The sequence below is a fragment of the Tardiphaga sp. 813_E8_N1_3 genome (assembly GCF_051811025.1).
In the GTDB taxonomy this organism is placed as follows: domain Bacteria; phylum Pseudomonadota; class Alphaproteobacteria; order Rhizobiales; family Xanthobacteraceae; genus Tardiphaga.
The window spans coordinates 4115608-4138461 of record NZ_JBPWQE010000001.1 but is presented as its reverse complement, the minus strand read 5'-3'; the positions used below and the strand labels follow the sequence as shown (position 1 = coordinate 4138461).

The 22854-nt window shown below is 62.4% G+C and carries 22 protein-coding genes; 7 read left to right on the top strand and 15 right to left on the bottom strand.

Going from position 1 to position 22854, the window contains the following annotated elements; all coding sequences use genetic code 11:
- The first annotated feature begins 38 nt into the window (after nucleotides 1-38).
- Complete coding sequence (locus AB8A33_RS19515) at nucleotides 39-1112, top strand: LLM class flavin-dependent oxidoreductase (protein ID WP_439094233.1); 1074 nt, start codon at nucleotides 39-41, stop codon at nucleotides 1110-1112.
- A 140-nt stretch (nucleotides 1113-1252) separates the two neighbouring features.
- Here AB8A33_RS19515 and AB8A33_RS19510 read toward each other — a convergent pair whose 3' ends face one another.
- Nucleotides 1253-1456 (bottom strand): hypothetical protein, encoded by a 204-nt coding sequence (locus AB8A33_RS19510; protein WP_439094232.1) that lies wholly within the window; start codon nucleotides 1454-1456, stop codon nucleotides 1253-1255.
- 368 nt (nucleotides 1457-1824) lie between these two features.
- Here AB8A33_RS19510 and AB8A33_RS19505 point away from each other — a divergent pair, with 368 nt between their 5' ends.
- A complete protein-coding gene (locus AB8A33_RS19505) occupies nucleotides 1825-2667 on the top strand; it encodes a CmcJ/NvfI family oxidoreductase (protein WP_439094231.1) in 843 nt (280 codons plus the stop codon).
- 64 nt (nucleotides 2668-2731) lie between these two features.
- Here the strand turns inward: AB8A33_RS19505 and AB8A33_RS19500 are convergent, their stop codons facing one another.
- Nucleotides 2732-4069: an LLM class flavin-dependent oxidoreductase gene (locus AB8A33_RS19500; protein ID WP_439094230.1), complete on the bottom strand. Its 1338-nt coding sequence runs from the start codon at nucleotides 4067-4069 to the stop codon at nucleotides 2732-2734.
- A gap of 296 nt (nucleotides 4070-4365) precedes the next feature.
- On the opposite strand from AB8A33_RS19500, the gene AB8A33_RS19495 reads away from it, so the two are divergent.
- From AB8A33_RS19495 to AB8A33_RS19480, 4 genes are read left to right on the top strand one after another with little or no spacing between them, the layout of a single operon-like run.
- Nucleotides 4366-5985 carry an ABC transporter substrate-binding protein gene (locus AB8A33_RS19495; protein ID WP_439094229.1) on the top strand — a complete coding sequence of 540 codons (1620 nt, stop codon included), beginning with the start codon at nucleotides 4366-4368 and terminating at the stop codon, nucleotides 5983-5985.
- A gap of 8 nt (nucleotides 5986-5993) precedes the next feature.
- On the top strand, nucleotides 5994-6911 hold the full coding sequence (locus AB8A33_RS19490; protein ID WP_439094228.1) for an ABC transporter permease: 918 nt from the start codon (nucleotides 5994-5996) through the stop codon (nucleotides 6909-6911).
- Nucleotides 6908-7822, top strand: a complete 915-nt coding sequence (locus AB8A33_RS19485) for an ABC transporter permease (protein WP_439094227.1) — start codon at nucleotides 6908-6910, stop codon at nucleotides 7820-7822. The genes AB8A33_RS19490 and AB8A33_RS19485 overlap by 4 nt, the downstream gene beginning before the upstream one ends.
- A complete protein-coding gene (locus AB8A33_RS19480; RefSeq protein WP_439094226.1) occupies nucleotides 7819-9588 on the top strand; it encodes a dipeptide ABC transporter ATP-binding protein in 1770 nt (589 codons plus the stop codon). The genes AB8A33_RS19485 and AB8A33_RS19480 overlap by 4 nt, the downstream gene beginning before the upstream one ends.
- 28 nt (nucleotides 9589-9616) lie before the next feature.
- On the opposite strand, the gene AB8A33_RS19475 is transcribed toward AB8A33_RS19480, so the two are convergent.
- The 8 genes from AB8A33_RS19475 to AB8A33_RS19440 form a co-directional block, all read right to left on the bottom strand.
- Nucleotides 9617-10219, bottom strand: coding sequence for an RBBP9/YdeN family alpha/beta hydrolase (locus AB8A33_RS19475; protein ID WP_439094225.1), 603 nt, complete (start codon nucleotides 10217-10219; stop codon nucleotides 9617-9619).
- A 65-nt stretch (nucleotides 10220-10284) separates the two neighbouring features.
- Nucleotides 10285-11676, bottom strand: coding sequence for an LLM class flavin-dependent oxidoreductase (locus tag AB8A33_RS19470; protein ID WP_439094224.1), 1392 nt, complete (start codon nucleotides 11674-11676; stop codon nucleotides 10285-10287).
- A 58-nt stretch (nucleotides 11677-11734) separates the two neighbouring features.
- Nucleotides 11735-12895, bottom strand: a complete 1161-nt coding sequence (gene ssuD / locus AB8A33_RS19465) for an FMNH2-dependent alkanesulfonate monooxygenase (RefSeq protein WP_439094223.1) — start codon at nucleotides 12893-12895, stop codon at nucleotides 11735-11737.
- The gene (locus AB8A33_RS19460; protein ID WP_439094222.1) at nucleotides 12892-13863 is read right to left on the bottom strand and encodes a sulfonate ABC transporter substrate-binding protein; all 972 of its coding nucleotides are present in this window, start codon (nucleotides 13861-13863) and stop codon (nucleotides 12892-12894) included. The genes ssuD and AB8A33_RS19460 overlap by 4 nt, the downstream gene beginning before the upstream one ends.
- Nucleotides 13864-14111: 248 nt before the next feature.
- Complete coding sequence (locus tag AB8A33_RS19455; RefSeq protein WP_439094221.1) at nucleotides 14112-14936, bottom strand: ABC transporter permease; 825 nt, start codon at nucleotides 14934-14936, stop codon at nucleotides 14112-14114.
- Nucleotides 14929-15744 (bottom strand): ABC transporter ATP-binding protein, encoded by an 816-nt coding sequence (locus tag AB8A33_RS19450; RefSeq protein WP_439094220.1) that lies wholly within the window; start codon nucleotides 15742-15744, stop codon nucleotides 14929-14931. The genes AB8A33_RS19455 and AB8A33_RS19450 overlap by 8 nt, the downstream gene beginning before the upstream one ends.
- Nucleotide 15745: 1 nt before the next feature.
- Nucleotides 15746-16753, bottom strand: a complete 1008-nt coding sequence (locus tag AB8A33_RS19445; protein ID WP_439094219.1) for an ABC transporter substrate-binding protein — start codon at nucleotides 16751-16753, stop codon at nucleotides 15746-15748.
- Between the two features lie 365 nt (nucleotides 16754-17118).
- Entirely contained in the window at nucleotides 17119-18279 is a 1161-nt protein-coding gene (locus tag AB8A33_RS19440) for an acyl-CoA dehydrogenase family protein (protein ID WP_439094218.1), read from the bottom strand.
- Between the two features lie 26 nt (nucleotides 18280-18305).
- Between AB8A33_RS19440 and AB8A33_RS19435 the strand changes: the two genes are divergently transcribed.
- On the top strand, nucleotides 18306-18512 hold the full coding sequence (locus tag AB8A33_RS19435) for a hypothetical protein (RefSeq protein ID WP_439094217.1): 207 nt from the start codon (nucleotides 18306-18308) through the stop codon (nucleotides 18510-18512).
- 14 nt (nucleotides 18513-18526) lie between these two features.
- On the opposite strand, the gene AB8A33_RS19430 is transcribed toward AB8A33_RS19435, so the two are convergent.
- Genes AB8A33_RS19430 through AB8A33_RS19410 form a run of 5 tightly spaced genes read right to left on the bottom strand, consistent with a single transcriptional unit; the run spans nucleotide 18527 to nucleotide 22616 of the window.
- Complete coding sequence (locus AB8A33_RS19430; protein WP_439094216.1) at nucleotides 18527-18922, bottom strand: hypothetical protein; 396 nt, start codon at nucleotides 18920-18922, stop codon at nucleotides 18527-18529.
- 19 nt (nucleotides 18923-18941) lie between these two features.
- Nucleotides 18942-19349 (bottom strand): hypothetical protein, encoded by a 408-nt coding sequence (locus AB8A33_RS19425; RefSeq protein WP_207780024.1) that lies wholly within the window; start codon nucleotides 19347-19349, stop codon nucleotides 18942-18944.
- On the bottom strand, nucleotides 19346-20536 hold the full coding sequence (locus AB8A33_RS19420; RefSeq protein ID WP_439094215.1) for a glycosyltransferase family 4 protein: 1191 nt from the start codon (nucleotides 20534-20536) through the stop codon (nucleotides 19346-19348). The genes AB8A33_RS19425 and AB8A33_RS19420 overlap by 4 nt, the downstream gene beginning before the upstream one ends.
- A gap of 8 nt (nucleotides 20537-20544) precedes the next feature.
- On the bottom strand, nucleotides 20545-21825 hold the full coding sequence (locus tag AB8A33_RS19415) for a glycosyltransferase (RefSeq protein WP_439094214.1): 1281 nt from the start codon (nucleotides 21823-21825) through the stop codon (nucleotides 20545-20547).
- Entirely contained in the window at nucleotides 21822-22616 is a 795-nt protein-coding gene (locus tag AB8A33_RS19410; protein ID WP_439094213.1) for a WecB/TagA/CpsF family glycosyltransferase, read from the bottom strand. The genes AB8A33_RS19415 and AB8A33_RS19410 overlap by 4 nt, the downstream gene beginning before the upstream one ends.
- Nucleotides 22617-22854 lie beyond the last annotated feature (238 nt).

The following is a 22854-nucleotide window of genomic DNA, read 5'->3' as shown; positions in this document are numbered from 1 at the left end:
CGTCTTATAGCGAGAGCGACGTGAATATGAGGCAGACAATGAGCACGAATCCTCTTCGATTTGGCGTCTGGGCACCGGTGCATGGGCCACGGGCGGCGCATCAGGATCCCGAAGAGCCGTATGATGCGTCGTGGGAGCGCAACAAGGCGTTGGTCCTGCAGGCCGAGGCACTGGGCTACGATTCCACCCTGATCGCGCAGCACACCATCAATCCGCATCAGGAAGATCTCGATCAACTCGAGACCTGGAGTTCTGCAGCGGCATTGGCCGCGCTGACCAGCCGGATCGAAATCATCGCGGCGATCAAGCCCTATCTCTTCCATCCGGTTGTACTCGCCAAGATGGCGCTGCAGATCGAGAATATCAGCCGCGGCCGCTTTGCGCTCAATCTGGTCAATGCCTGGAACAAGCCCGAGCTGGAGAAGGCCGGTATCGGCTTTGCCGAGCATGACGATCGCTATGCCTATGGCAAGGAATGGATCTCGATCGTTACGCGACTGTCGAGCGGGGAACGGCTGACGCATAAGGGCGAAAATTTCGATGTCCGGGACTATGCGTTGCGGCCGAAGGATCTGTACCGCGCGCGGCCTGTAATCTATGTCGGCGGCGAGTCGGAGCCAGCGCGCGATCTGATCGCGGCCCACGGCGATGTCTGGTTCATCAACGGCCAGCCATTGGCCGATGTCGCGGCACTGATCGCCAATGTCGCGGCACGACCGCGGGCCGGCGCGCCGTTGCGTTTCGGTCTGTCGGCCTTCGTGATCGCGCGCGAGACAGACGCAGAGGCCGAGCAGGCACATCAGCGTCTGCTGGCGCTCGCCGCGCAGGACGCGCCGATGAAAGCCATTCAGCGTGCCAACACCGATCCCAAGGTTGTGATGATGCAGACGATGCAGAAGTCGCCGCGGGTGGGCACCAATGGCGGCACCGCTGCCGGTCTGGTGGGAAGCTACGATACGGTCGCCGCCCGCATCCGCGAGTTCCATGCTGCCGGGATAGAGTTGTTCATGCTGCAATTCCAGCCGTTGGAAAGCGAGATACAGCGTTTCGCCGAGCACATCTTTCCAAGGGTGAAGGGGGAGGCAGCTTTGTTGAAGGCCTCGCGCGGTTAGGTTGCTATCGCAGGTGGTCTTGCCGGAGGGCGTGAGTCCCGCTTAGCGAAACCACCACACGAACAGGCTGAGGAACGTCGCGTGTCCCAGTACCAAAGCGATCATCTTTCCGAGATACATGCCTTGGTCCTTTCTCCTGTCTACATGGCTGACGCGTTGTCCCGGGCAGCATCGAGGCGGAGTGCCTGCAGCGCGCGATCGAGTTGCTGGGCTGGCGTCACTGTGACTGCAACATTCCGGGACATGTCAGCTTTGGGCTGATGGGCAGCGTGATAGGTCTCGACGGCCGTCGCAAGCGCGAGAGCGCCTGCGATGGCAACGGCGAGAAGTGGCGGATGTGGCATCAATTCGACTCCTGAAGGCGCCCATTAACGCTCCACACAGCGCGCTTGGGAATTCCAAAGTTGGGCCGAACGGCTTCGAATCCTTCTTTCGGAGCGTCGGTCACGAGGCGTAAATGCTTGCGGATGCGCGCCATGTTCCGCGTGCGCAGAAGCACCGACGCCGAACGTTGTTCACGATGGTCGTGATCACAACACTAAACATCTTCAATCGATACCGATGCTGAAATCGCATCATCCGTTTTCACGCTGTCGGGAAATGACGTTCTTATTTGAAACGCCCCATTGGCGCGGCGGGCCTCCGGGATCAGATTGAACCAAATGGGCCGCATGAAATGTGTGATGAGCCCATGTCAATCGGGAGAACCATCATGGGACTGCTCAACGAGAAGATCACGGCCGGTGCATTCGTCACGGCGGATCTGAACTACCTGGCGCCGATCAATGGCCGCCCTCGCACCTATACATTCGATCCTCCCGTCGGGGAGCCGCGTTCCACCGCGGAGCCGGAGCCGCATGCGGTTGCGATCCATGATGTGCGGCCGAGCATCGATCAGTGGTCGCTCGATGAACACGGCTTTGCGGTGGCGCACCAGCACAGCGCGGTCTCCGATTTCTACGACGACGAGAACGTCAAGGCCGTCTACTATCCCGAAGCCGAGAAACTGCTGAAAGACATCACCGGCGCGAACCGCGTCTTCATCTTCGATCATACGGTGCGCAAGCGCGTCGACGGCGTTAATGACCGCGGCGACGGCCCGCGCCAGCCTGTCGCCCGGGTGCATGTCGATCACACGGATAAATCGGGTCCGCAACGTGTCCGTGATCTGATCCCGGAGGACGCAGAAGAATTGCTCAAGGGTCGGGTGCAGATCATCAATCTGTGGCGTCCGATTCGTGGCCCGTTGAAGGATTCACCGCTGGCGGTCGCCGATGCGCGGACCGTTCGCTTCGACGAACTCGTCGGATCGGATCTGGTCTATCAGCACCGGGTCGGTGAGACCTACGCGGTGAAATTCAATCCGCAGCATCGCTGGTACTACGTACCGGATATGACGCCTGACGAGATATTGCTGCTGAAGTGCTATGATTCGACCAAAGACGGTGTCGCACGTTTCGCTCCGCATACGGCCTTTGCCGATCCGACCGCGCCTGCGGATGCGCCGCCCCGCGAGAGCATCGAGCTGCGCGCGCTGGTGTTCCACGCGCTCTAGGGCGGGTTAGCGCGACCATGACCGCTCCCGTCGATCGCGACGGGAGCAGGCATCTATGGCGACATCACGCCGTGACGGCCGTGGGGGCCCGCTTTGCATAGCGGCTGGGTGGGCGTTCGAGTCCGAAGTGATCGCGCAGCGTTGTACCCTCGTAGTCGCGGCGGAAGATGCCGCGCTTTTGCAGCAGCGGGACGACTTCGTCGACGAACACGGCGAGCCCGGTCGGCAAGACGTCAGGCATCAGGTTGAAGCCATCGGCGGCACCGGCCCTGAACCAGGCCTCGATATCGTCCGCGATCGCCTCGGGCGTTCCGACGATGATGCGATGGCCGACGCCGCCACCCAGCGCCTTGAGCAATTGCCGCACCGTCAGATTATCCTTGCGGGCTATGGCGACAGTACCCTTAAACATCGTCTGGTTGGCATTGGCGGGCAGTGGAATCTCCGGCAGCGGCTTGTCGAGTTCGAGGATGTCGGGCGAGACATGCAATGTTCCTGCGAGTCGTGACAGGCTGTACTGGATCGGCACCAGGTCCCACAGCTCGTCCTGTCGTCGCTGCGCCTCGGCCTCGGTGCTGCCGATGATGGTCGCGAGGCCCGGCAGGATCACGATGGAATCCGACGGGCGGCCATAGGCGGCTGCGCGCGCCCGCAGATCGCGCGCATAGGCGACGCCATCCTCGATCGATTGCGACAGCGTGAATACCGCATCAGCCTGCGCCGCGGCGAGGTCGCGGCCATCGCTTGAACCGCCAGCTTGCACGGTGATTGGCCGGCCCTGTGGCGAGCGCGGCACGGTCAACGCACCGGCAACGGTGTAATGCGTGCCGCGATGATCGATGGCGTGAACCTTCGACGTATCGACGAAGCGCGCCGTCGCCTTGTCGCCGACAAAGGCATCGTCTTCCCAGCTGTCCCACAGCGCGTGCACGACCTCGGCGAATTCCTTCGCGCGTTCATAGCGCAAGCCGTGTTCGAGCACGTTCGACAGACCGAAATTGCGGCTCGCAGACGCGTCCGCCGTGGTCACCGCATTCCAGCCGACGCGGCCACCGCTCGCATGGTCGAGCGTCGCGAAGCGCCGCGCGATATTATACGGCTCGTTATAGGTCGTGGATGCGGTGGCGATCAGGCCGATATGCGTGGTCGCGGCAGCCACGCTAGCCAGAACGATGGTCGGCTCCATGGATTGAAACGGCCGCAGGTCGATGCGGTCGGTGATGGCCGGTGTGTCGGCGAGAAAGATCGCGTCGAACTTTCCGCGTTCGGCGATCTTCGCGACATTCACATAATGCTGCACGTCGTAGAATGCGCCGGGATCGCTGTCGGGTAACCGCCATGCCGATGCATAGACGCCGGAATGAAGCAGGTTCACGTTGAGATGCAGTTTGCGTTCACTCATGGAGCATTCCTGATGGGCGAGGCGGAGAGCGATCCAGTTGTCTTCGGGCTCGCGCGTATGACATTCGCCCACTGATCGCATCGCATCGCGAATGATCTTTCAAACTTGGTGTCGCGACGGTGAGATCGCGTGAAGTGCATTGTCTTTGCGCGGATTGCAGATTTAGATCGCGCTACAAATTGCTACCGCGTTGCAGCGCTCAGATGAAGTGGCAACTCCATGTCATTGATCACTTCAGAAAATGCGAGACGTTGCTGCTGCGGTTGGTAGTGAAAAACACCAACGGACGGTCCCCAATGAGGAAGATTAGTATTTCGGCACGTGCGTCGATCGCCATTGCGTCGGTCGTGCTCGGCGGGCAGCTTGCGCAAGCGCAGGAGGGTAAGCCGGTTTCCGGCGGCGCCATCACATGGGGCGTTGCGACCGAGCCGAGCTGCTTCGATCCGCATCGCTCATCGCAGCAGGCCGCGTTTTTCGTGGCGCGCAACTATATCGACTCGCTGGTCGGCAAGAAGATCGATGGCACTTTCGCGCCATGGCTGGCGACTGAGTGGTCGATCTCGTCGGACGGCAAGGAATATACATACAAGCTGCGCGAGGACGTCGTCTTTCACGACGGCGAGAAATTCGACGCGGCGGCGGTGAAGGCGAATTACGATTTCGTCAAGAAGCCGGAAAATGCCACCAATGCTGTGGCGCTGCTGCAGTATTTCGATCGCGCCGAGGTGGTGTCGCCCTATGTCGTCAAACTCATCCTGACGCAGCCGGATTCGACGTTCCTGGAGTCCACGTCCAACGTCAAGCTGGGCATCATCTCGCCGAATGCTCTCGCCAAGGGCGACCTCTGCGGCGGTGGGCCACTGCTGGCTGGCAGCGGACCTTTCGTGTTCGAGCGCTACAGCCGCGGCCAGTCGGCGGTGTTCGTCCGCAACAAGGGTTACAAGTGGGGCCCGGGTTATGCGGCACATACCGGGCCGGCCTTTCTCGATCGCATGACGCTGCGCTTCCTGCCGGAAGCTGCAGTTCGGGCCGGTGCGTTGACGTCGGGGCAGGTCGATCTGATCGAAGGCGTGCAGCCGACCGACGTCGCGCTGTTCGCGGATCAGGCCGAGTTCAAATTGCTGACGGGCCCGTCCGGTGCCAGCACGTCGTTCACATTCAACATCAACTACACGATTCCGCCTGCGGACGACGTGCGGGTCCGGCGTGCGCTGCGTGACGGATTCGATCTCGAGCCGCTGGTCAAGCAGGTCTATCTCGGTACCGTACCGCGTGCGTGGTCCATCATCGGTCCGGCCAATCCGGCCTATAACAAGGCGCTGGCCGGTGCATGGGGCAATAATATCGCGGGCGCCAACAAGCTGCTTGACGAAGCCGGCTGGACCGGCCGCGACGCGGAAGGCTTCCGCACCAAGAACGGCGTGCGCCTGAAGATCGACGTCGGCTATCCGCAGCCTTACGTCCGCGACAATCGCGAGGTGCTGATCCAGGGCATCCAGGCCGCGTTGCGCAAGAATATCGGATTCGATCTCAACCTGCGCATCATCACCGCCGGCGAATATGCCAAGAACAACGCCAATGGCACCTGGACGATCTATCCGAACACCGACAATCCATCGGATCCCGCGCGGGAATTGTGGGACATGCTCGGCTCCAAGGGCTTTCTGTACTCCAACATCGCCAATCCGGATCCGCAGATCACGGGTCTGATTGATGAAGCACTGCGCTCGACCGATGTGGCGAAGAAGCGTGCCCTCACCGATGAAATCCAGAAGCTCGGCGTCGATCAGGCCTTCATCGTGCCGATGTTCGCTCCGAGCTGGTTCCTGGCGGCGAAGAACAACGTCAACGGGTTGAGCTTCGAGGCGGGTCTGGACTCGCCATCGAGCGCCTATGACTTCTGGCTGGCGAAGTAGACGAGATCATGTGGTCTCGTATCATTTCCAGATTGCTCACCAGTCTCGTGGTGGCCTGGGCAAGTGTGACGGCGTCCTTCCTCGCGCTGCACGCTTTGCCCGGACGCATCCAGGATATCCTGGCGGGCGATCTGGAATATCCAGGGCTGCGCGAGGCGATTGCGGCGGAGTGGGGGCTCGACCGCAGTCTGCCCGCGCAGTACCTGGATTTTCTTCTGCGCATCCTGCAGGGCGATTTCGGCACGTCCTATGTGCTGCGTCAGCCCGTCACCGAGGTGGTGGGGTCGCAACTAATGCCGACCGTGCAGCTGGCGCTGCTCGGCGGACTTCTGGCCATCGTGATCGCGGTCGCGCTCGCGCTGCTGACCGCAGGACGTGGGCGCATCTCGCGCCAGATCGCATCCTTTCTGGAACTGGTATTCGCATCGACGCCGGTGTTCTGGCTCGGCATTCTGCTGCTGATGGCGTTCTCGTTTACGCTGCGCTGGTTTCCGGTGTCCGGGGCGAGCGGATGGAAATCGATCGTGCTGCCGTCCTTGACACTGGCATTGCCGACGGCGGGCCTTCTTGCGCAGGTGCTCCGCGAGGCGATGGAGAAGACGCTCGATCAGCCCTTCGTCACCACGGTGCGTTCGCGGGGCGTTGGCGAGCTCGTGATCCGCGCGCGCCATGTGCTGCGGCATGCCTTGCTGCCGGCGGTGACGCTGGGTGGCTGGCTGATCGGCGGGCTGCTCGGCGGCGCCGTGATCACGGAGAAAGTCTTCGGGCGTCCCGGTCTCGGCACCGTGACGCTCGGCGCCGTACTGACCCATGACGTGCCGGTGGTGCTGGCCGTGGTGCTGCTGGCGGCGTTCATCCATGTCGCCGCGTCGACCGTGCTCGACATCCTGTATCTGCTGATCGATCCGAGGCTGAGAGCGCAATGAACATTCAAACGCGTCCGCTCGCGGACCTGTCCATCGCGCTTGACTCACAGGTTAACCCGCCCGGTGCGGTGGAGCCGGTGACGACGGCGGCCGTGATCGCGCCGCGATTGCTGTCGCCGGGCCTTGCGATCTCTCTGGCGTTTCTGTTCGTGCTGCTTCTGGCCGCGGCATTCCCTCGCGCCTTCACCCAGTTCAATCCGCTGATCGGCGATTATGCGCTGGGGCTGAAGCCGCCGAGCTGGGAGCATCTGTTCGGCACCGACCGGCTCGGCCGCGACGTGTTTGCGCGGACCATCTACGGCACGCGCTATTCATTGTTGATCGGGCTCGGCGGCATGGCGATCAGTCTGGCCTTCGGCATCGTGCTTGGCATTCTCGCCGGACAGCGCAACCGTTTCCTCGACGAGGCGACGTCGCGCGTGTTCGACGTGCTGTCGTCATTCCCCGGCGTGCTGCTGGCGATGCTGGTGGTCACGTTTCTGGGGCAGGGTATGCTCAACATCGCCATTGCGGTCGGCATTGCCGGCATCCCGAAGTTCGGTCGCGTCATTCGTGCCCAAACGCAGCTGGTGCGCGATGCCGATTATGTGACGCATGCCGTCGTCTACGGCCTCAGCCGCTGGCAGATCTTCATTCGCCATGTGCTGCCGAATGTGCTCGTCGCGGTGCCGGTGATCGCGACAGTCTATATCGGCAACACGATCCTCGCGGTGTCCGGCCTCAGCTTTCTGGGCCTCGGCCCGCAGCCGCCGACACCGGAATGGGGCGTGATGCTGGCGGAGAGTCGCGATGTGCTGCGCGTGGCGTGGTGGCCCGGCGTGTTTCCCGGCCTCGCCATCACACTGACGGTGATCGCCTTCACGCTGGTCGGCAATGCCATCCAGAAACGGTTTGAAGGACGGCTAGCATGACCGACAAGCCATATCTGGTCGTTCCACAACCCGATGATTTGCTGATCGATATCGAGGGCCTCTCGATCGGCTTTTCCGGCGCCAATGGTGGCGCGCCGATCGTCCGTAATTTCGACCTGACGATCCGCCGCGGCGAATGCGTGGCCTTGGTCGGCGAGTCCGGATCGGGCAAAAGCATTACCGCGCGCAGTCTGCTGAACCTGTCTGGTGACGGGGCCGAGATCGACGCCGACCGTTTCCAGATCAAGGGCCGCAATGCGCTGAAATTTCGCGAAACCGACTGGCGCAGGCTGCGCGGCACGGTCACCGGTCTCGTCATGCAGGACGCGCTGGTGTCGCTGGATCCGCTACGCACCATCGGCCAGGAAGTCGGCGAGGTGCTCTCCGCGCACCGTACGGTACGTGGGCAGCATACGGTTGCCGCGCGCGTCAGTGATGTGCTGCGCAAGGTCGGTATTCCCGATCCCGAACATCGGGCTACGCAATATGCGCACCAGCTCTCGGGCGGTTTCCGCCAGCGCGCGCTGATCGCCTCGGCCATTGCGGCCGACCCGGATCTCATTATCGCGGACGAGCCGACCACATCGCTGGACGTCACCGTCCAGGCGCAGGTGCTGGCCGTATTGGCCGAGCGCGTGCGGGAAGGCGCCGGGCTGCTGCTGATCAGCCACGATCTCGCAGTCGTGGCCGGTATCGCCGATCGAGTGATCGTGATGCGCGATGGCCGCATCGTGGACAGCGGCGCCACGGCGGATGTCTTGCGCCGTCCGCGCCATCCCTATACGAGGCAGCTTCTCGCGGCGATCCCCTCTGCAGATTCAAAGGGACACCTGCTCGCGTCTGCGCGATTTGATGTCGCCGGCGCCGAAGGCGGCAGCGCTAACGGGTCTATCATCGTCCGCGAGCCGCTTCCGCTTCGCAAGCCATCGGATGATGCGGTGGTGCTGCAGGTGGACGGCATTTCCAAGCGTTATGCCCAGCGGCGGACGGCGGGCCGCGAGCCACTGCTTCCGGCGCTGGACCAGGTCAGCTTTGCTGTAAAGGCCGGCGAGGTGGTCGGTATTGTCGGCGAGTCCGGTTCGGGCAAGTCGACATGCGCCAAGATCGTGCTCGGACTGCTCGCGCCGGATGAGGGCGAGGTGCGTCTGCTTGGACGGCCGTGGTCCGGCATCACGGAATCAGAGCGGCGCGCGTTGCGCGCAAGGCTGCAATATATCTCGCAGGATGCGCTCAGCAGTTTCGATCCGCGTTACCGGGTTGCCGATCTAATTGCCGAAAACCTGACCGGCGATGCGCGCACAAAGCGCGACCGCATCGTCGCGCTGCTTGAGCAGGTCGGTCTGAACGCCGGTCATCTCAGGCGCTATCCGCGCTCTTTGTCCGGCGGCCAGCGGCAGCGTGTCTCCATTGCACGTGCGCTGGCGGCGGAGCCGGACATCATCGTCTGCGACGAACCGGTGTCGGCGCTGGATGTTTCGATCCAGGCGCAGGTGCTGGACCTGCTGAGCGAACTGCAGGCGCGCCTCGGCACGGCGCTGCTTTTTATCTCGCACGATCTCGGCGTCGTCCAGCATATCGCCGATCGTGTGCTGGTGTTTCACCGCGGGCGGATCGTCGAATCCGGACCGGTCGATCAGGTGTTTTCCAACCCGGCCGATGACTACACCAGGGCCTTGTTGTCATCGATCCCCGCCATCGAGAGTGCCTTCGTGCGTTCGTCTGCCAATGCGGCGACGGCTGGCCTTTCGACGGCACGATCGGTTTGAAGGGAACGATAAGACGGCTTGAAACACTCTACGACGCCGGCAGCCGTTTGCCGGTCGTGCGGTTTCGGAATGGCCGTGGTGGGCGCTGTGCCGTCTCGGCTTTCGCTGCCAGTGCGTCGACCAGGTGATGCGCGGCCGGCCACGCGCCATAGCCCGACGCGATATTGATGTGGCCGGCATCGCCCATGTTGACGAAGTCCGAGCCCCAGCTCTCGGCCAGCATGCGCGCCCGCTGCAGCGACATGAAGGGATCGTTGCTGCTGGCGACGACGATGCTCGGAAACGGCAGGGATGTCGTCGGCATCGGTGCAAAGTTGCGCAGTTGCGGGAATGCGTCGGTGTTCGTTTCCACATCAGCCGGTGCGACCAGAAGTGCGCCGCCGATTTTGATGTCCGGCACCCGCAGTGCTGCGTGGGCAATGAGGATACAGCCGAGGCTGTGGGCGACTGCGATCGCGCCGGGATTGGCATCCGCGCTCGACAGGAGTCGCTCCACCCAGCGATCGAGCACAGGTGCGTCCCAGTCGTCCTGCTCGACGCGGCGCGCAAACGGCGTATGGCTCTGCAACAGAGTCTGCCAGTGGCCGTCCGGTGATCCGTGAAGGCCCGGGATGATCAGAGCGCCTCGCATGCGTCGATCCCTCTGCTGTTTGGTGCCAACCCGGGCGGAAGGCCGACGTCGCGTCGTTCGGATCGTTACTCCGCGGCGATAGCGGATGGCAGCGCGGGGCGGAACGAGGAGGCTGGATGCGGCGACTGCAGCCGTGCGCGGCCGGCGCCGAACAGTTTTTCGCGAAGCGTGCCGGACGCGTAGGCACTCTTGTAGATGCCGCGCCGGGTCAGTTCCGGAACCAGGAGATCGACGATGTCCTCGAAGCTTCCCGGCGAGATCGTGAAGGCGAGGTTCAGGCCATCGACGTCGGTCTGCGCGACCCAGTCCTCGATAGCGTCCGCCACCTGCTCTGGCGTTCCGACCACGATTGGCCCGATACCGCCGATGCCGACATGCTCGGCGACTTCGCGTACCGTCCAGGTGCGATCGGGATCGGCGCGGGTGATATTGTCCATCGCCGTGCGGCCGGCCTCGTTGTGGACGTGCTGCACCTTCTGGTCGAGGTCATAGGTCGAGAAATCGACGCCAGTCCAGCCGGACATCAGCGTCAGGGCGCCCTCATGGTTGATGTAGCGACGATACTCCGCATGTTTCGCGGCGGCTTCCTCCTCGGTGCGGCCGAGGATCACCGTCATCATGCTGAACATCAGGATTTCCGACGGATCGCGCCCGGTCTCTGCCGTCAACGCGCGGATCGCAGCGACGCGCGGCGCGATCACTTTTGCGGACGGACCGGACATGAACACGCATTCGGCGTGTTGCGCGGCGAACAGCTTTCCGCGCAGCGACGTTCCGGCCTGATACAGCACCGGCGTTCGTTGCGGTGACGGCTCGGAGAGATGGATGGCGTCGAGCGTGTAGTTCTCGCCATAATGCTGGACGCGGTGAACACGCGACGGCTCGGTGAAAATGCCGCGCGCCTTGTCGCGCTGCACGGCGTCGTCTTCCCAGCTGCCTTCCCACAGCTTGTAGACGACCTCCATATATTCTTCGGCCACGTTGTAGCGGTCGTCATGGGCGTTCTGGCTGGCCTTGCCCATGCCCTTGGCGGCGCTGTCGAGATAGCCGGTGACGATGTTCCAGCCGATACGGCCATCGGTGAGGTGATCGAGGGTCGACATCCGGCGCGCGAATGGATAGGGCGGCTCGTAAGACAGCGTACAGGTCACGCCGAAACCGAGATTCTGGGTGACTGCGGCCATCGCCGATACCAGCAGTAGGGGGTCGTTGACCGGCACCTGCGCGGCATTGCGCAATGCCGCGTCCGGATTGCCGCCGAACACGTCGTAGACGCCGAGCACATCTGCAAGGAAGAGTCCGTCGAAACGCCCGCGCTCCAGAGTTTTGGCCAGATCGAGCCAGTAGGGCAGGCGGTTATAGTCACTTGAGCGGTCGTCGGGATGCGTCCACAGGCCGGGCGACTGGTGCGCCACGCAGTTCATGGCGAATGCGTTGAGGCGAATCTGCTTGGTCACGTTGTGTCCTCCAGATGCCGCGGCGTCGTTGCGCCGCGGGGGCAAGACCGGCGACGCATCAGGCTTTTGCGGTCGTCCGGCGATGATCGGCGATTGGCTCTCCGAACGGCCCGGTATTGGCGCGGAACTGCCGGACATTGTCGGTCCGTTGCAGCGACAACAAAGGGAATACCAGTTCGGCAAACCGATAGGCTTCTTCGAGATGCGGATAGCCGGACAGGATGAACGTATCGATGCCGAGGTCCTGATATTCGCGGATGCGTGCGGCGACGGTGGCGGGATCGCCAACGAGCGCCGTGCCGGCACCGCCACGCACCAAGCCGACGCCGGCCCACAGATTCGGGCTGACCTCGAGCCGGTCGCGCCGTCCGCCGTGCAATTGGGACATGCGCTGCTGGCCGACAGAATCCATTCGCCCGAGAATTTGCTGCGCGGATGCGATCGTGTCGTCGGTGAGATGCTCGATCAGTTCGTCGGCCGCCTTCCATGCCGCCTCGTTGGTATGGCGGACGATGACATGCAGCCGAATGCCGAACGTGATCTTGCGGCCGCGCTGCTCGGCGATCCCGCGCACGCGTGCGATCTTTTCCGCGACCTGCGCCGGGGGCTCGCCCCAGGTCAGGTATTTGTCGACGGTATCGACGGCGACATCGATGCCGGCATCCGACGAGCCGCCAAAATAGAACGGCGGATGAGGCGTCTGGATCGGCGGGTAGAGGATACGGCCGTCTTCGACCGTGATGTGCTTGCCGGCGACAGTAACGGCTTCGCCGGCGAGCTCCCGCGCGTAAACATTCAGAAACTCACGGGTGACTTCATAGCGTTCGTCGTGATCGAGGAAGACGCCATCGCCCTTGTTCTCGACGGCATCGCCGCCCGTCACGATGTTGATGAGCAACCGTCCGTTGGTCAGGCGATCCAGCGTGGCAGTCATGCGCGCTGCTACTGTGGGCGACTGCAGTCCGGGTCGCACGGCGACGAGATAGCGCAATCGTTCCGTCCACGGCGCGATGGCCGATGCGATGACCCAGGAGTCCTCGCAATTGCGGCCGGTCGGGAGCAGGGCTCCGTAATAGCCGAGCTTGTCCGCGGCACGCGCGATCTGCCGCAGATAGTCGAAATCGACCTCGCGCGCACCGGCCGTGGTTCCGAGATAGTGGCCATCGCCGCTGGTCGGCAGGAACCAGAGAATCTTGAGAGCGTCATCGACAGCGATCATGGTGCGGGTGTCCCCGCGGCGTCGGCTACGGCAATGGCTTTCGGGATCAGTCCGAGCGCGAGAAACGTATCGGCCAGTTGCTGCTGCTCGGTGATGACCTTGCGATCAATCGGCTTGATCCCGTAGGCCTGCCGCTTGAGCGCGACCTCCAGGACAGGAATCGGCAGGCCGACCGACGGGCTCAACTGCTCGGCCACGGCCTTGATGTCTGTCTTGGCCCAGTCGTCGACTTCCCGCAGGCCTTCGAGAATCGCATCGACCACCTTGGGATCGGATTCCAGGAATTTCTGCGATGACAGATAGAACTGGTAGTTCGACACGGTATCGGTGCCGTCGGCGAGAACCGTCGCCTCGATCGCGGCTTCAGCGGCCGCCTGGAACGGGTCCCAGATCACCCAGGCATCCACGGCTCCGCGCTCGAACGCCGCCCGCGCGTCGGCCGGCGCCAGGAACACCGGTGTGATGTCGGAATACTTGATGTTCGCTTTCTCCAGCGCCTTGACGAGCAGATAGTGAACGTTGGAGCCCTTGTTGAGCGCGACCTTCTTGCCCTTCAGCTCGGCGACCGATTTGATCGGACTGCCTTTCGGCACCAGGATTGCTTCGCCCTTGGGCGCTGGCGGCTCGTAGGCGACATAGCGGATCGGTGCGCCAGCGGCTTGCGCGAAGATCGGTGGCGCCTCGCCGGTGTTGCCGAAATCGAGCGCACCGACATTGATCGCTTCCAGCAGCGCGGGGCCTGCCGAAAACTCCGTCCACTTGATGTTCCAGCCAAGTGCCTTCAGGCGTGGCTCAAGGCTGCCTTTGCTCTTCAGCAGAACCAGCTTGCCGTATTTCTGGAAGCCAATCCGGACGGTCTTCTCCTGCGCGTGTGCTGATCCGGAACCGATCAGCGTGGGAGCGGAGACGATAGCCACGCCGAGACCCATGGCGATGGCGACTTTCAAGATCATTCGTCTGGCATGCATTGTCGTTGTCCTGCATTGGGGCGTGAAAGGCACCATCACTGATGACGCATTAGAGTCCCAAGCAGGCGATCTGGGGAATTCCAAAAACCAGGACGATCATGGGTTGATCGCTCTGCACAATGCCGCCATATGGAGAACGTTGTGCCTCGGATGCGGATCTGACTTTTCAATTGGTCAATCGCATAGTTCCACGGACGTGATCCTGAGCCGCCTGCTACGGATCTGACTGCCAAGCATAGTCCGGACGATCACGCCTGCTCCTGGCCCCAGCGCTGCACCGTGATCCGCGTCAATGTGCGAAAGATGACCCCTTCGACGACGAGGCCGATCAGGATCACCGTCAGCAGTCCCGCGAACACGCTAGCCGTCTCCAGCTGCGCACGGCTGGTGTAGATGAACCAGCCGAGGCCGCCAGAACGGGCACTGACGCCGAACACCAGTTCGGCCGCGATCAGCGTCCGCCAGGCAAAGGCCCAGCCGATCCGCAGGCCCGACAGGATTTGCGGAAACGCCGCGGGCACCAGAATCTCCACGACAAAGCGGCCGCCGGACAGGCCGAGATTGCGGCCAGCCATCCGCAGCGTCGGCGGCACAGCGAGGAAGCCCCCGTAGCAGGCCAGCGCCACCGGCCATAGCACCGAATGGACGATGACGAAGATCAGGCTCGGCGTGCCGATGCCGAACCACAGTAGCGCAACCGGCAGCAGCGCGATGGCGGGAAGCGGATTGAACATCGACGTGAGCAGGCCGAGCGCCTCGTTGCCCCAACGTGACAGCGCGGCGAGGGTGGTGAGGATCGCGGCGACGGCGACGCCCAGCGCATAGCCGGTGATCAGGACCCGCAGCGACGTCAGCGTACGATCCGGCAGTTCACCGGAGACGATCGCCGCCCACAGCGCCGACAAAGTCGCGCCCATGGTCGGCAGCAGGAGCGCATTGTCGAGCCAGCGCGCATAAAGCTCCCAGATCAGCGCGAAGCCCAGCAGGATCACGGCACGGTGCCACGGCGTACCATCGAACACGCGCCGCAAAGCGGGCGCGCGCACCAGTTTCGGCGCAGCGATATCAGACATGTTCGGTTTCCGGATCGGCGAAAACGCTCTGCTGGATCTGTCGTTCCAGCTCGGCGAAGCGCGCGGTGCCGCGGATGCGGGTGTCGGGCGGCACGTCGAATGTCGCGGCCAGCCGGCCGGGATGCGGCGTTAGTGCGAGGATGCGGGTGCCGACGCGGATTGCCTCGTCGATGCCATGGGTGACGAACAGGGTCGTGCTGCCGGTCTCCTCGCACAGCTTCAGCAGTTCGTCCTGCATTTGCCGGCGCGTCAGCGCATCCAGTGCCGCAAACGGCTCGTCCATCAGCAGCAATGCCGGCTCGAGCGCGAAGGCACGGGCGATGGCGACGCGCTGCTTCATGCCGCCGGACAGCGTATGCGGATAGGCGTCGACGAAATTCTTCAGCCCGACGCGGCTGAGCCAGTGGCGCGCCGCCTCTTCCGCCTGCGGGCGCGGCAGCGACTTGCCGCGTTGCAGCGCGTAGCGAACATTGCCGAGCACCGTGCGCCACGGCAGCAACTGGTCGAATTCCTGAAACACCGTCATGCGGTCAGGGCCGGGCGCGTCGATGCGCCGTCCGTGTAGCTGGATCTCGCCGCTGCTCGGCTTCAGGAAACCGCCCACCGTACGCAGCAGCGTGGACTTGCCGCAGCCGGACGGGCCGAGCAGCAACAGCCGCTCGCCGGCCGACAGTGTGAAGCTGACATCCTCGACGGCGGTGAGGATGCCGTCGCGGGTGGGATAGCTGATGCTGACATGGTCGAGCGCCAGCAGCGGCGCCGTTACGGCGTCGCCGACGAAGTCAGCCGATCGCGGCGCGACGTTCACGTCAGCTTCCCGGCTTTTCCCCGAGGCCGGACCAGAACAGATCCCGCCACGACGCCGGGGCCTGTTTGATGAGGCCGACCTTGGCTTCGAAGTCGGCGAATTTCTGCGCGCCTTCTGGAATTGTCGTGAAGTTGATGTTCTTGTCGCGGATGATGCTCTCGACGAAATCCGGCGCAAGCTTCGAGTTTTCCGCCTTGATGTAAAGCGCGGTGGCTTCTTTCGGATTGGCTTTGATCCAGTCATTGGCGCGGTCGAGGCCGCGCACGAAGGCCTGGATCGTCTTCGGATTGTCATTGACGAATTTGGTGGTGGCATAGACCACGTTGAAAGTGTGCGGGCCGCCGAGCACGTCGTAGCTGTTCAGCACCTCGTGCACTTTTCCGCTGGCGAGTTGCTGTTGCGAGAATGGTGGCGAGGTGAAGTGCGCGGTGATCTCGGAACGTCCCGACAGGATCTGCGCCGTTGCGTCCGGATGCGGCATGCTGACGGTGAGTTCGTCGAGCTTGTCGTATTTTCCGAACGCCTTGTCCGCGGCCATCTGCAGCACGATCGGCTGGAAGCCGACCTTAACTGACGGCAGCGCTATGCGGTCCTTCTCGGTGAAGTCAGCGAGTGTCTTGATGTTCGGGTTGTTGGTGGTCAGGATATTGGCCATCGATCCCAAGGCGGCGACGCCTATGATCTTGGCGGTAGTCCGCGTCTTGTCCCAGGTCAGGATCATCGGTGTGATGCCAGCGGTCGCGAAATCCAGCCCGCCGGAAATCAGCGCTTCATTCATCGATGCTGCGCCCGAGAGCCGTAGCCATTCGATCTTCGGCGGCGTGATGCCAAGCGCCTTGGCTTCGTCCTCGATCAAGCCTCGTTCGCTGGCGACGATGAGCGGGAGATAGGCGATGCCAAACTGCTGCGCGATGCGGAGTTGGGCTGTTTCAGCCCGAACGCCTTGCATAGTCGCCGCGACAAAGCCCAATGCGAGCGCGCCGACGTGCAGAAGTTTCGCTGTCTTCATGGTGTGTTTCTTCAATGCCGGCTTGTGCGAGCCAAGTGTCGCGGTTTCAACAATTCGCATTACACTTCAGGAAATCGGCAAAATGGTCCAGCACGCAGATGCATCGCCATCATGTTCGGAAGAAGCCTGCTGGCACGGCGGTGAATGTAGGAGAGTTTTTCTCGGAATTGCTTGTACGAGAGAACGTCATTGACCTGTCGGTCAGCAGTTTCAGGGCGGGGTTGCTGATTGGGAGGGCTGTCTCAAGCGAGACGTCTGGCAATTTCGGCGCCCGCGCGCCGCCTCGGGATGGCCATCGACCTCCTGACGCCATCCCTGAATGGTCGCAGCACTCGATCAAACAGCAACGGCTTTCGCCGTGCGCGTCATTGCTGATCGGTCTTCCAGTCGCGCTTGATCTTCTTGGCGAGCGACCATTTGTGGACTTCGGTCGGGCCGTCATAGATACGGAACGCGCGGATCTCGCGGAAGGCCTGCTCGACGATGGTTTCGCCGGACACGCCCGTGCCGCCCATCACTTGCACGCAGCGGTCGGCGATCCGCATCAGCGCTTCCGACACGGCGACCTTGGCCATCGAACTTTCCGCCGTGCCGAGCGAGCCGGTGTCGAGCACGCCTGCGCACCAATCGATCATCAGTTCCGACTGTTTAAGATCGATCAGGTTTTCCGCCAGCATGAAGCCGACGCCTTCGTGATCGATCAGGGCCTTTCCGAATGCATGGCGACGACAGGCATAGTCGGTCGCGATCTCGTTGGCGCGGATCGCAAGACCCAGCCAACGCATGCAATGCGACAGGCGCGCCGGGCTGAGGCGGATTTGCGCGTATTTGAAACCATCGCCTGACGCGCCAAGCATCTGGTCTGCAGGCACACGCAGGTTATCGATCTCGATCTCTGCATGGCCACCGGGCATCGAGTTGTCGATCGTATCCAGCACGCGCAGGGTGCGGATCGCAGGATCGGGCAGATCGACGAGGAACATGCAGGCGCCGTCCTCGGACTTCGCCATGACGATGCCGACCTTGGCGCCTTCCGCACCGGTGATGAACTTCTTCTGCCCGTTGATCACCCAATGATTGCCATCGAGCCTGCAGGTGGTCTGCATCATCGACGGATCGGAGCCTGCGCCGCCTTCGCCTGCCGGCTCGGTCATGAAGAATGCCGAGCGTGCTTTGCCCGACACCAGCGGTTCGAGAAAGCGCGTCTTCTGTTCGGCAGTACCGACCTTGCCGAGCAGGTACATATTGCCCTCATCGGGCGCCATCGTGTTGCAGGCAAGCGGGCCCAGCGGCGAAAGACCGGACTTGATCAGGGCTTTTGCCGTTTCGCGCTGCGTCAGATGCGATCCATCCGCAAGAATATGCGGGGTCAAAACGCCGGCCTTGCGGGCCTTGTCGCGCAGCTCCTGCACCAGTTCGTCGCTCGGGCCGTGAGCACCTGTCCGCGGATCCTTTTCATAGGGGATGACTTCGGCGCGGATGAAGGTCTCGATCCTGGCGGCAATGGCGTCGGCGCGGTCAGTCATGGATGCAGATACTCCGGTCGATCCCCTTGGCGAAGCCTTGGGCGGGATTCAGTCATGCGCGGCCGATCACGGTATGGGTGGCGGCCAGCGACGAGGTGAGGGATAGCATTTATACGATCAGTATGCCCGATCGTATCGAACTCGGCTACGAGGCATCGATCACCCTGAAGAGTGTCGTGGCGTCACTGGCCCGCGCATGGCGTGCTGATTGGCCGAATCTTGATCAGCTTTGATCGGTGGAAAACCGCTATTTCGGCGCCGGCTCGGCGGCATCGAGATTGATGCCCGGGAAACGCCGTCTCAAGTCTCGCTTCAGCGATTTGAAATGCTCGATATTGTTTTCGAGCGTCCGCAGTCGTGCTTCGCCGATGCGGATCTCGTCGTCTGATTTTTGCAGAAGTTCCGCCCGCGGGTCCGACTGGCTGTTGACGTCCTCGATCTCGTTACCGCCGACAATTGCCGCGATGGAGATGACTTCTTCCAGCCGACGCTTCAGGCCGTCATGCTCGTATTCTGCACTGCGCAGGCCGGAGTCGATGGTCGCCGCAATGGCAAGAACCAGCCGTTCATCGGTGATGCGATCGCGTTCCGGGGAGCGTGTCCGGAATGTCTCGGACGAGGAGCGAAAGATGCGCTTCAGCATGGCGGCATTCCCCTCTGGTTCAGGTGAGACCCTTGATCTTCTTGCACGATGTCGCGGAGCCAGACGACATCTGCACAATGCCCGATGTCGATTTCGTTAGCACGAGCTCCTTGGCGGAGATGAAGCGTAGCGTGGCTCTGGGGTTGGCGTCGCAGAATCGCGACAGCGTCGCGGCGGTGGCGGCCACCGTGTCCTGTTTCGGAATCACCGCGATGCCACCATCCTTCAGGATGTAGGCATCTTTGACGTTCGGCATCGTCGCCGTCGCGGTGCAGACCCTGAACAGGCCTTCATAGGCCTGGGGCGGCATGGTGAGATCGCCTGCAAGACCGCCGAGCAGATACTCCCGGCTCTTGTTGCAATTGTCGGCCTGCGCAGCACCTGCGGTGAGCACAAGCAGTGTGATGATGGCAGCGAGCTGTTTCATGCCGATGCCCTCAGCTCCGATCCGGTCTGCAAGGCATCCTCCGACGGTGATGGCCGCTTCAAACCATAGGTTTCTGCGGCACAGCGTTCCCAGGACAGATCTCGCGCATGTGCGGCGGCGCCAGCGCCGAGGCGCGCCCGCAACTCATCGTCTTCGGCCAATTGCCGGATCACATGGGTGATCATGTCGACGCGCGGAGCGACCAGAAGGCCAGACTGGCCGGCCAACACCGCATCGGGCACACCACCGATGTTGCTCGCGACGCTCGGCAGGCCCGTGGCGCCGGCCTCGAGATAGACGAGACCAAAGCCTTCGACGCGGCCGGACGAATCCGGCACACCGGTCAGGCAAAAGAAGTCCGCCGCACCGTAGATGTCGCGAATTTCTTCATTCGATAGCGCGCCGAGCAGCCTGATGTCGCAGTCCGACGCCGTGATCATGCCGCGAAGCTCATCGACATAGTCAGCCTCTCCCTGGGGACCGATGACCAGCCAGGTGATGCGCTGACGTAATTCGTCAGGAAGCTGCGCGAGGGCGGCGAGCGTGAGGTGATGTCCCTTGCGCCGCGTGAGCCGTGCCACAGTGACCATGACGATCCGGTCTGGCGCAATGTCATAGATCGCGCGTGTGGCAGCGCGATCGCTGCGCCGTCCGGACCAGAAACCGGAGACGCCGAGGCGAATGGCATGGATGCGGCGTTCGTCGATCGTGAATCTTTTGCGGAACAGCTCGCGTGTAAAGTTGCTGTTGGCAGCGACCTCGGTGCGTGGCCCGAACACGCCACTGAAGCGGATCGCCAGTCGCTTCAGCGGCGTCTGTGTCTCATTGATCTCTGTACCGTGCACCGTCATCAGCATTCGGGCCGGCGTGCGGCCGCGTGCGAGTGCGACCGGAATGAAGAAGGGCCAGTCGGCGGCATGCACCACATCGAACGGAGCCGTACCGATGCGGCTGCGCGCCAGCATGATCTTGGCGGGCAGATCGCGCGCCGAATGCAATCCGCCGCTGAAGCGGTGGATTGCAAAGGGCATGGCGCGATCGTCGGCTGACATATCCTGTGCGTAATCGGGAGCGACCAGCGTCACCCGCGCGCCGAGCTGCGTTGCGGCCAATGCGATCTCGTGGGCGTAGGTGCCTATCCCGCCGCGTGCGGGAGCATATTCGCTCGATAGCAACAGGATATTCACAAATAACCTCAGTGTGCCGCGGAGGGCGTCATCGTCATGTTGCGCGCATTCTGGATGTCCTGGTGATAGGTAAAGACGCGCGCCAGCTGTGTCGCTGGTGTGAAATTATCGATCGCGCTGGCAACCTGCGCCGGATTGATCTCGCCGGTGCCGATCGCATCGCGGGTATCGAGAAAACGTTGGGCCAAGCTCTCGATCATCTCGTCGCGGGATGAGCTGCGGGAAATCAGGTAGCCGCTCTCGCCATCATGGATCACCGATTCCAGCTGCGGCAGGTGCACGGCGACGACCGGGCGGCCGACCGCAAGCGTCTCGAGCACGCAGCGTGGCATGCCCTCGAATTCCGACGTCAGGATGCCTGCATGGGCATTGGCCAGTGTTGCGGCCATGCCGACAGCGTCCTTGAAGCCGTGCCGGATCGTAATGTCTTCGATAGCAGCGAATTCGGCAAAGCGATGCGGATCGCTGGTCCCTATATAATGGAATTCGAGATGACCCTGCAGCCGCTCGCGCAGGCGGGCGATGGTGCTGAACATCAACGGCGGATCCTTGAACTCGTCAAGGCGCCCCGCGAAGATGATTCGGAACGGCTCGGTCATCGCCGGAAACGGCTGTGGCTTGAAGATGTCGGTGTTGACCCAGGTCCATAGCGTATCGATCTTGCCACTCTGGCCGGGATAGGTCTTTTGCAGCCGCTCGGTGATGAACGGGTTCACGCACAGAAATTTTGCGCTGGTCGTGACCGCGAAACGCTCGCCGATATTATGCACGAACGAATATTTCTTCAGGAGCGAATCCATTTGCAGCTTCGGGGCGCCCTCGCCATGCAGCATCTGGATGAAGGGGCGGCGCAGCAGCGTCGGCAGCCAGGAGAATTCAACACGGCGAAGATCGACTGTGCAGCCGCGTTCCCGGATCAGCCGCGAGACCGGGCCGAAATAGCGCAGCAAGGCCATGAAGAACTGGCCGGTCAGCGACGAGCGGATGGTGCGCGCGGCCTCTCGGGCCTGCTGGTCGGAATAGTGCAGGATCGGGAGAAAGTCGAAGTCGCGCCCGCGGAAAGTCAGACGTCGCACTTCGCCGAGCTTGAGGTCGCCGATCGAATCCACGCCAACGAACAGGATGTCTGTGTCGGTGGGATGGAACGTGATGAAGTCGCGGAGATAGGTTTCGAGCCCACCCACCTTCTGGCCGCGCGGATCGAACGGGTGGATGAGACAGATCTGATAGCGTTGCTTGGCCGGTGCGGCGTTCCGGGCGCGAAGCCCCAGAGTCAGTGTCGAGGTCATGCGGCTTTCCTCATGCGGGCATTCAGGATTTGTGGAAGCGTGCCGGCGATCAAACGTGGCACGGCGGCCGCGCAGCGTGCGTAACGGGGCGCAAGGCGACGCGGATCCCGCAACATGCGCCAGGCCCATTCGAGACCGGTACGCTGAGTGAACATCGGTGCACGAATCTGCGTACCTGCGATGAAGTCCAACGCCGCGCCGAAACACAGGCAGCCCGTGCCGTCCAGCTCATCGATACAGCGTGACGCAAACACTTCCTGTCGCGGCGCGCCGAGTGCGAGGAAGCAGAGCTTTGCACCGGATGCGCGGATCTGTGCAATCGCTGTATCGGCCTCCGCCGAAAAAGCGTCGAAGTTGCGACCAGGCGCGAACGTGCCGACGATCTGCAAGCCCTGATATCGTTTGCGCAATTCGGCTACAGTCTTGTCTAGCGTTGGCCTGTCGGAACCGAACAGAAAGATGGGAAGTCCCTTCCTGCCTGCAGCTTCGCACAAGGGAGCGGCAAGATCAGCGCCGGTTGTTCGTGAAATAGGCCTGCCAAGCAGATGGCTGAGCACGACGATCGGAAAGCCATCCGCAGTCACGAAGCGAGCGCGGCGATAGGCCGCGCGAAACTCGGGCTTATTCTGCAGATGGACGACATGATCGAGATTGAGCGTGCATACACTGAAGTTATCGCCGCGTTCGGCCGCTTCCACGATCGATGAAACGGCTTCGTCGAGTGACGAAATATTGACGGTGACACCGTCAACGGTGAGATTTCGGGCCTGTGGCGCCGGCGTCTGCAACATGTCGCTCCCCTGATGACAATGTGGCCGAGTTACGCTTGAACGAAGTGCACAACTTGCTTGCTACAGATGCAGCGAAGAAAAGTGAGTCGAAAATCATCCCCTCGACGTGATGGACATCAAAACGAACTATTGCGACGCAACGATGGCGATGCTGTCGCGCAATATCGAAAAGATAGCAGTCACGATTTTGAATCGATGGAGAGTGGATATGTTCGAATGTTCAAGGAGAAAGTCGCTC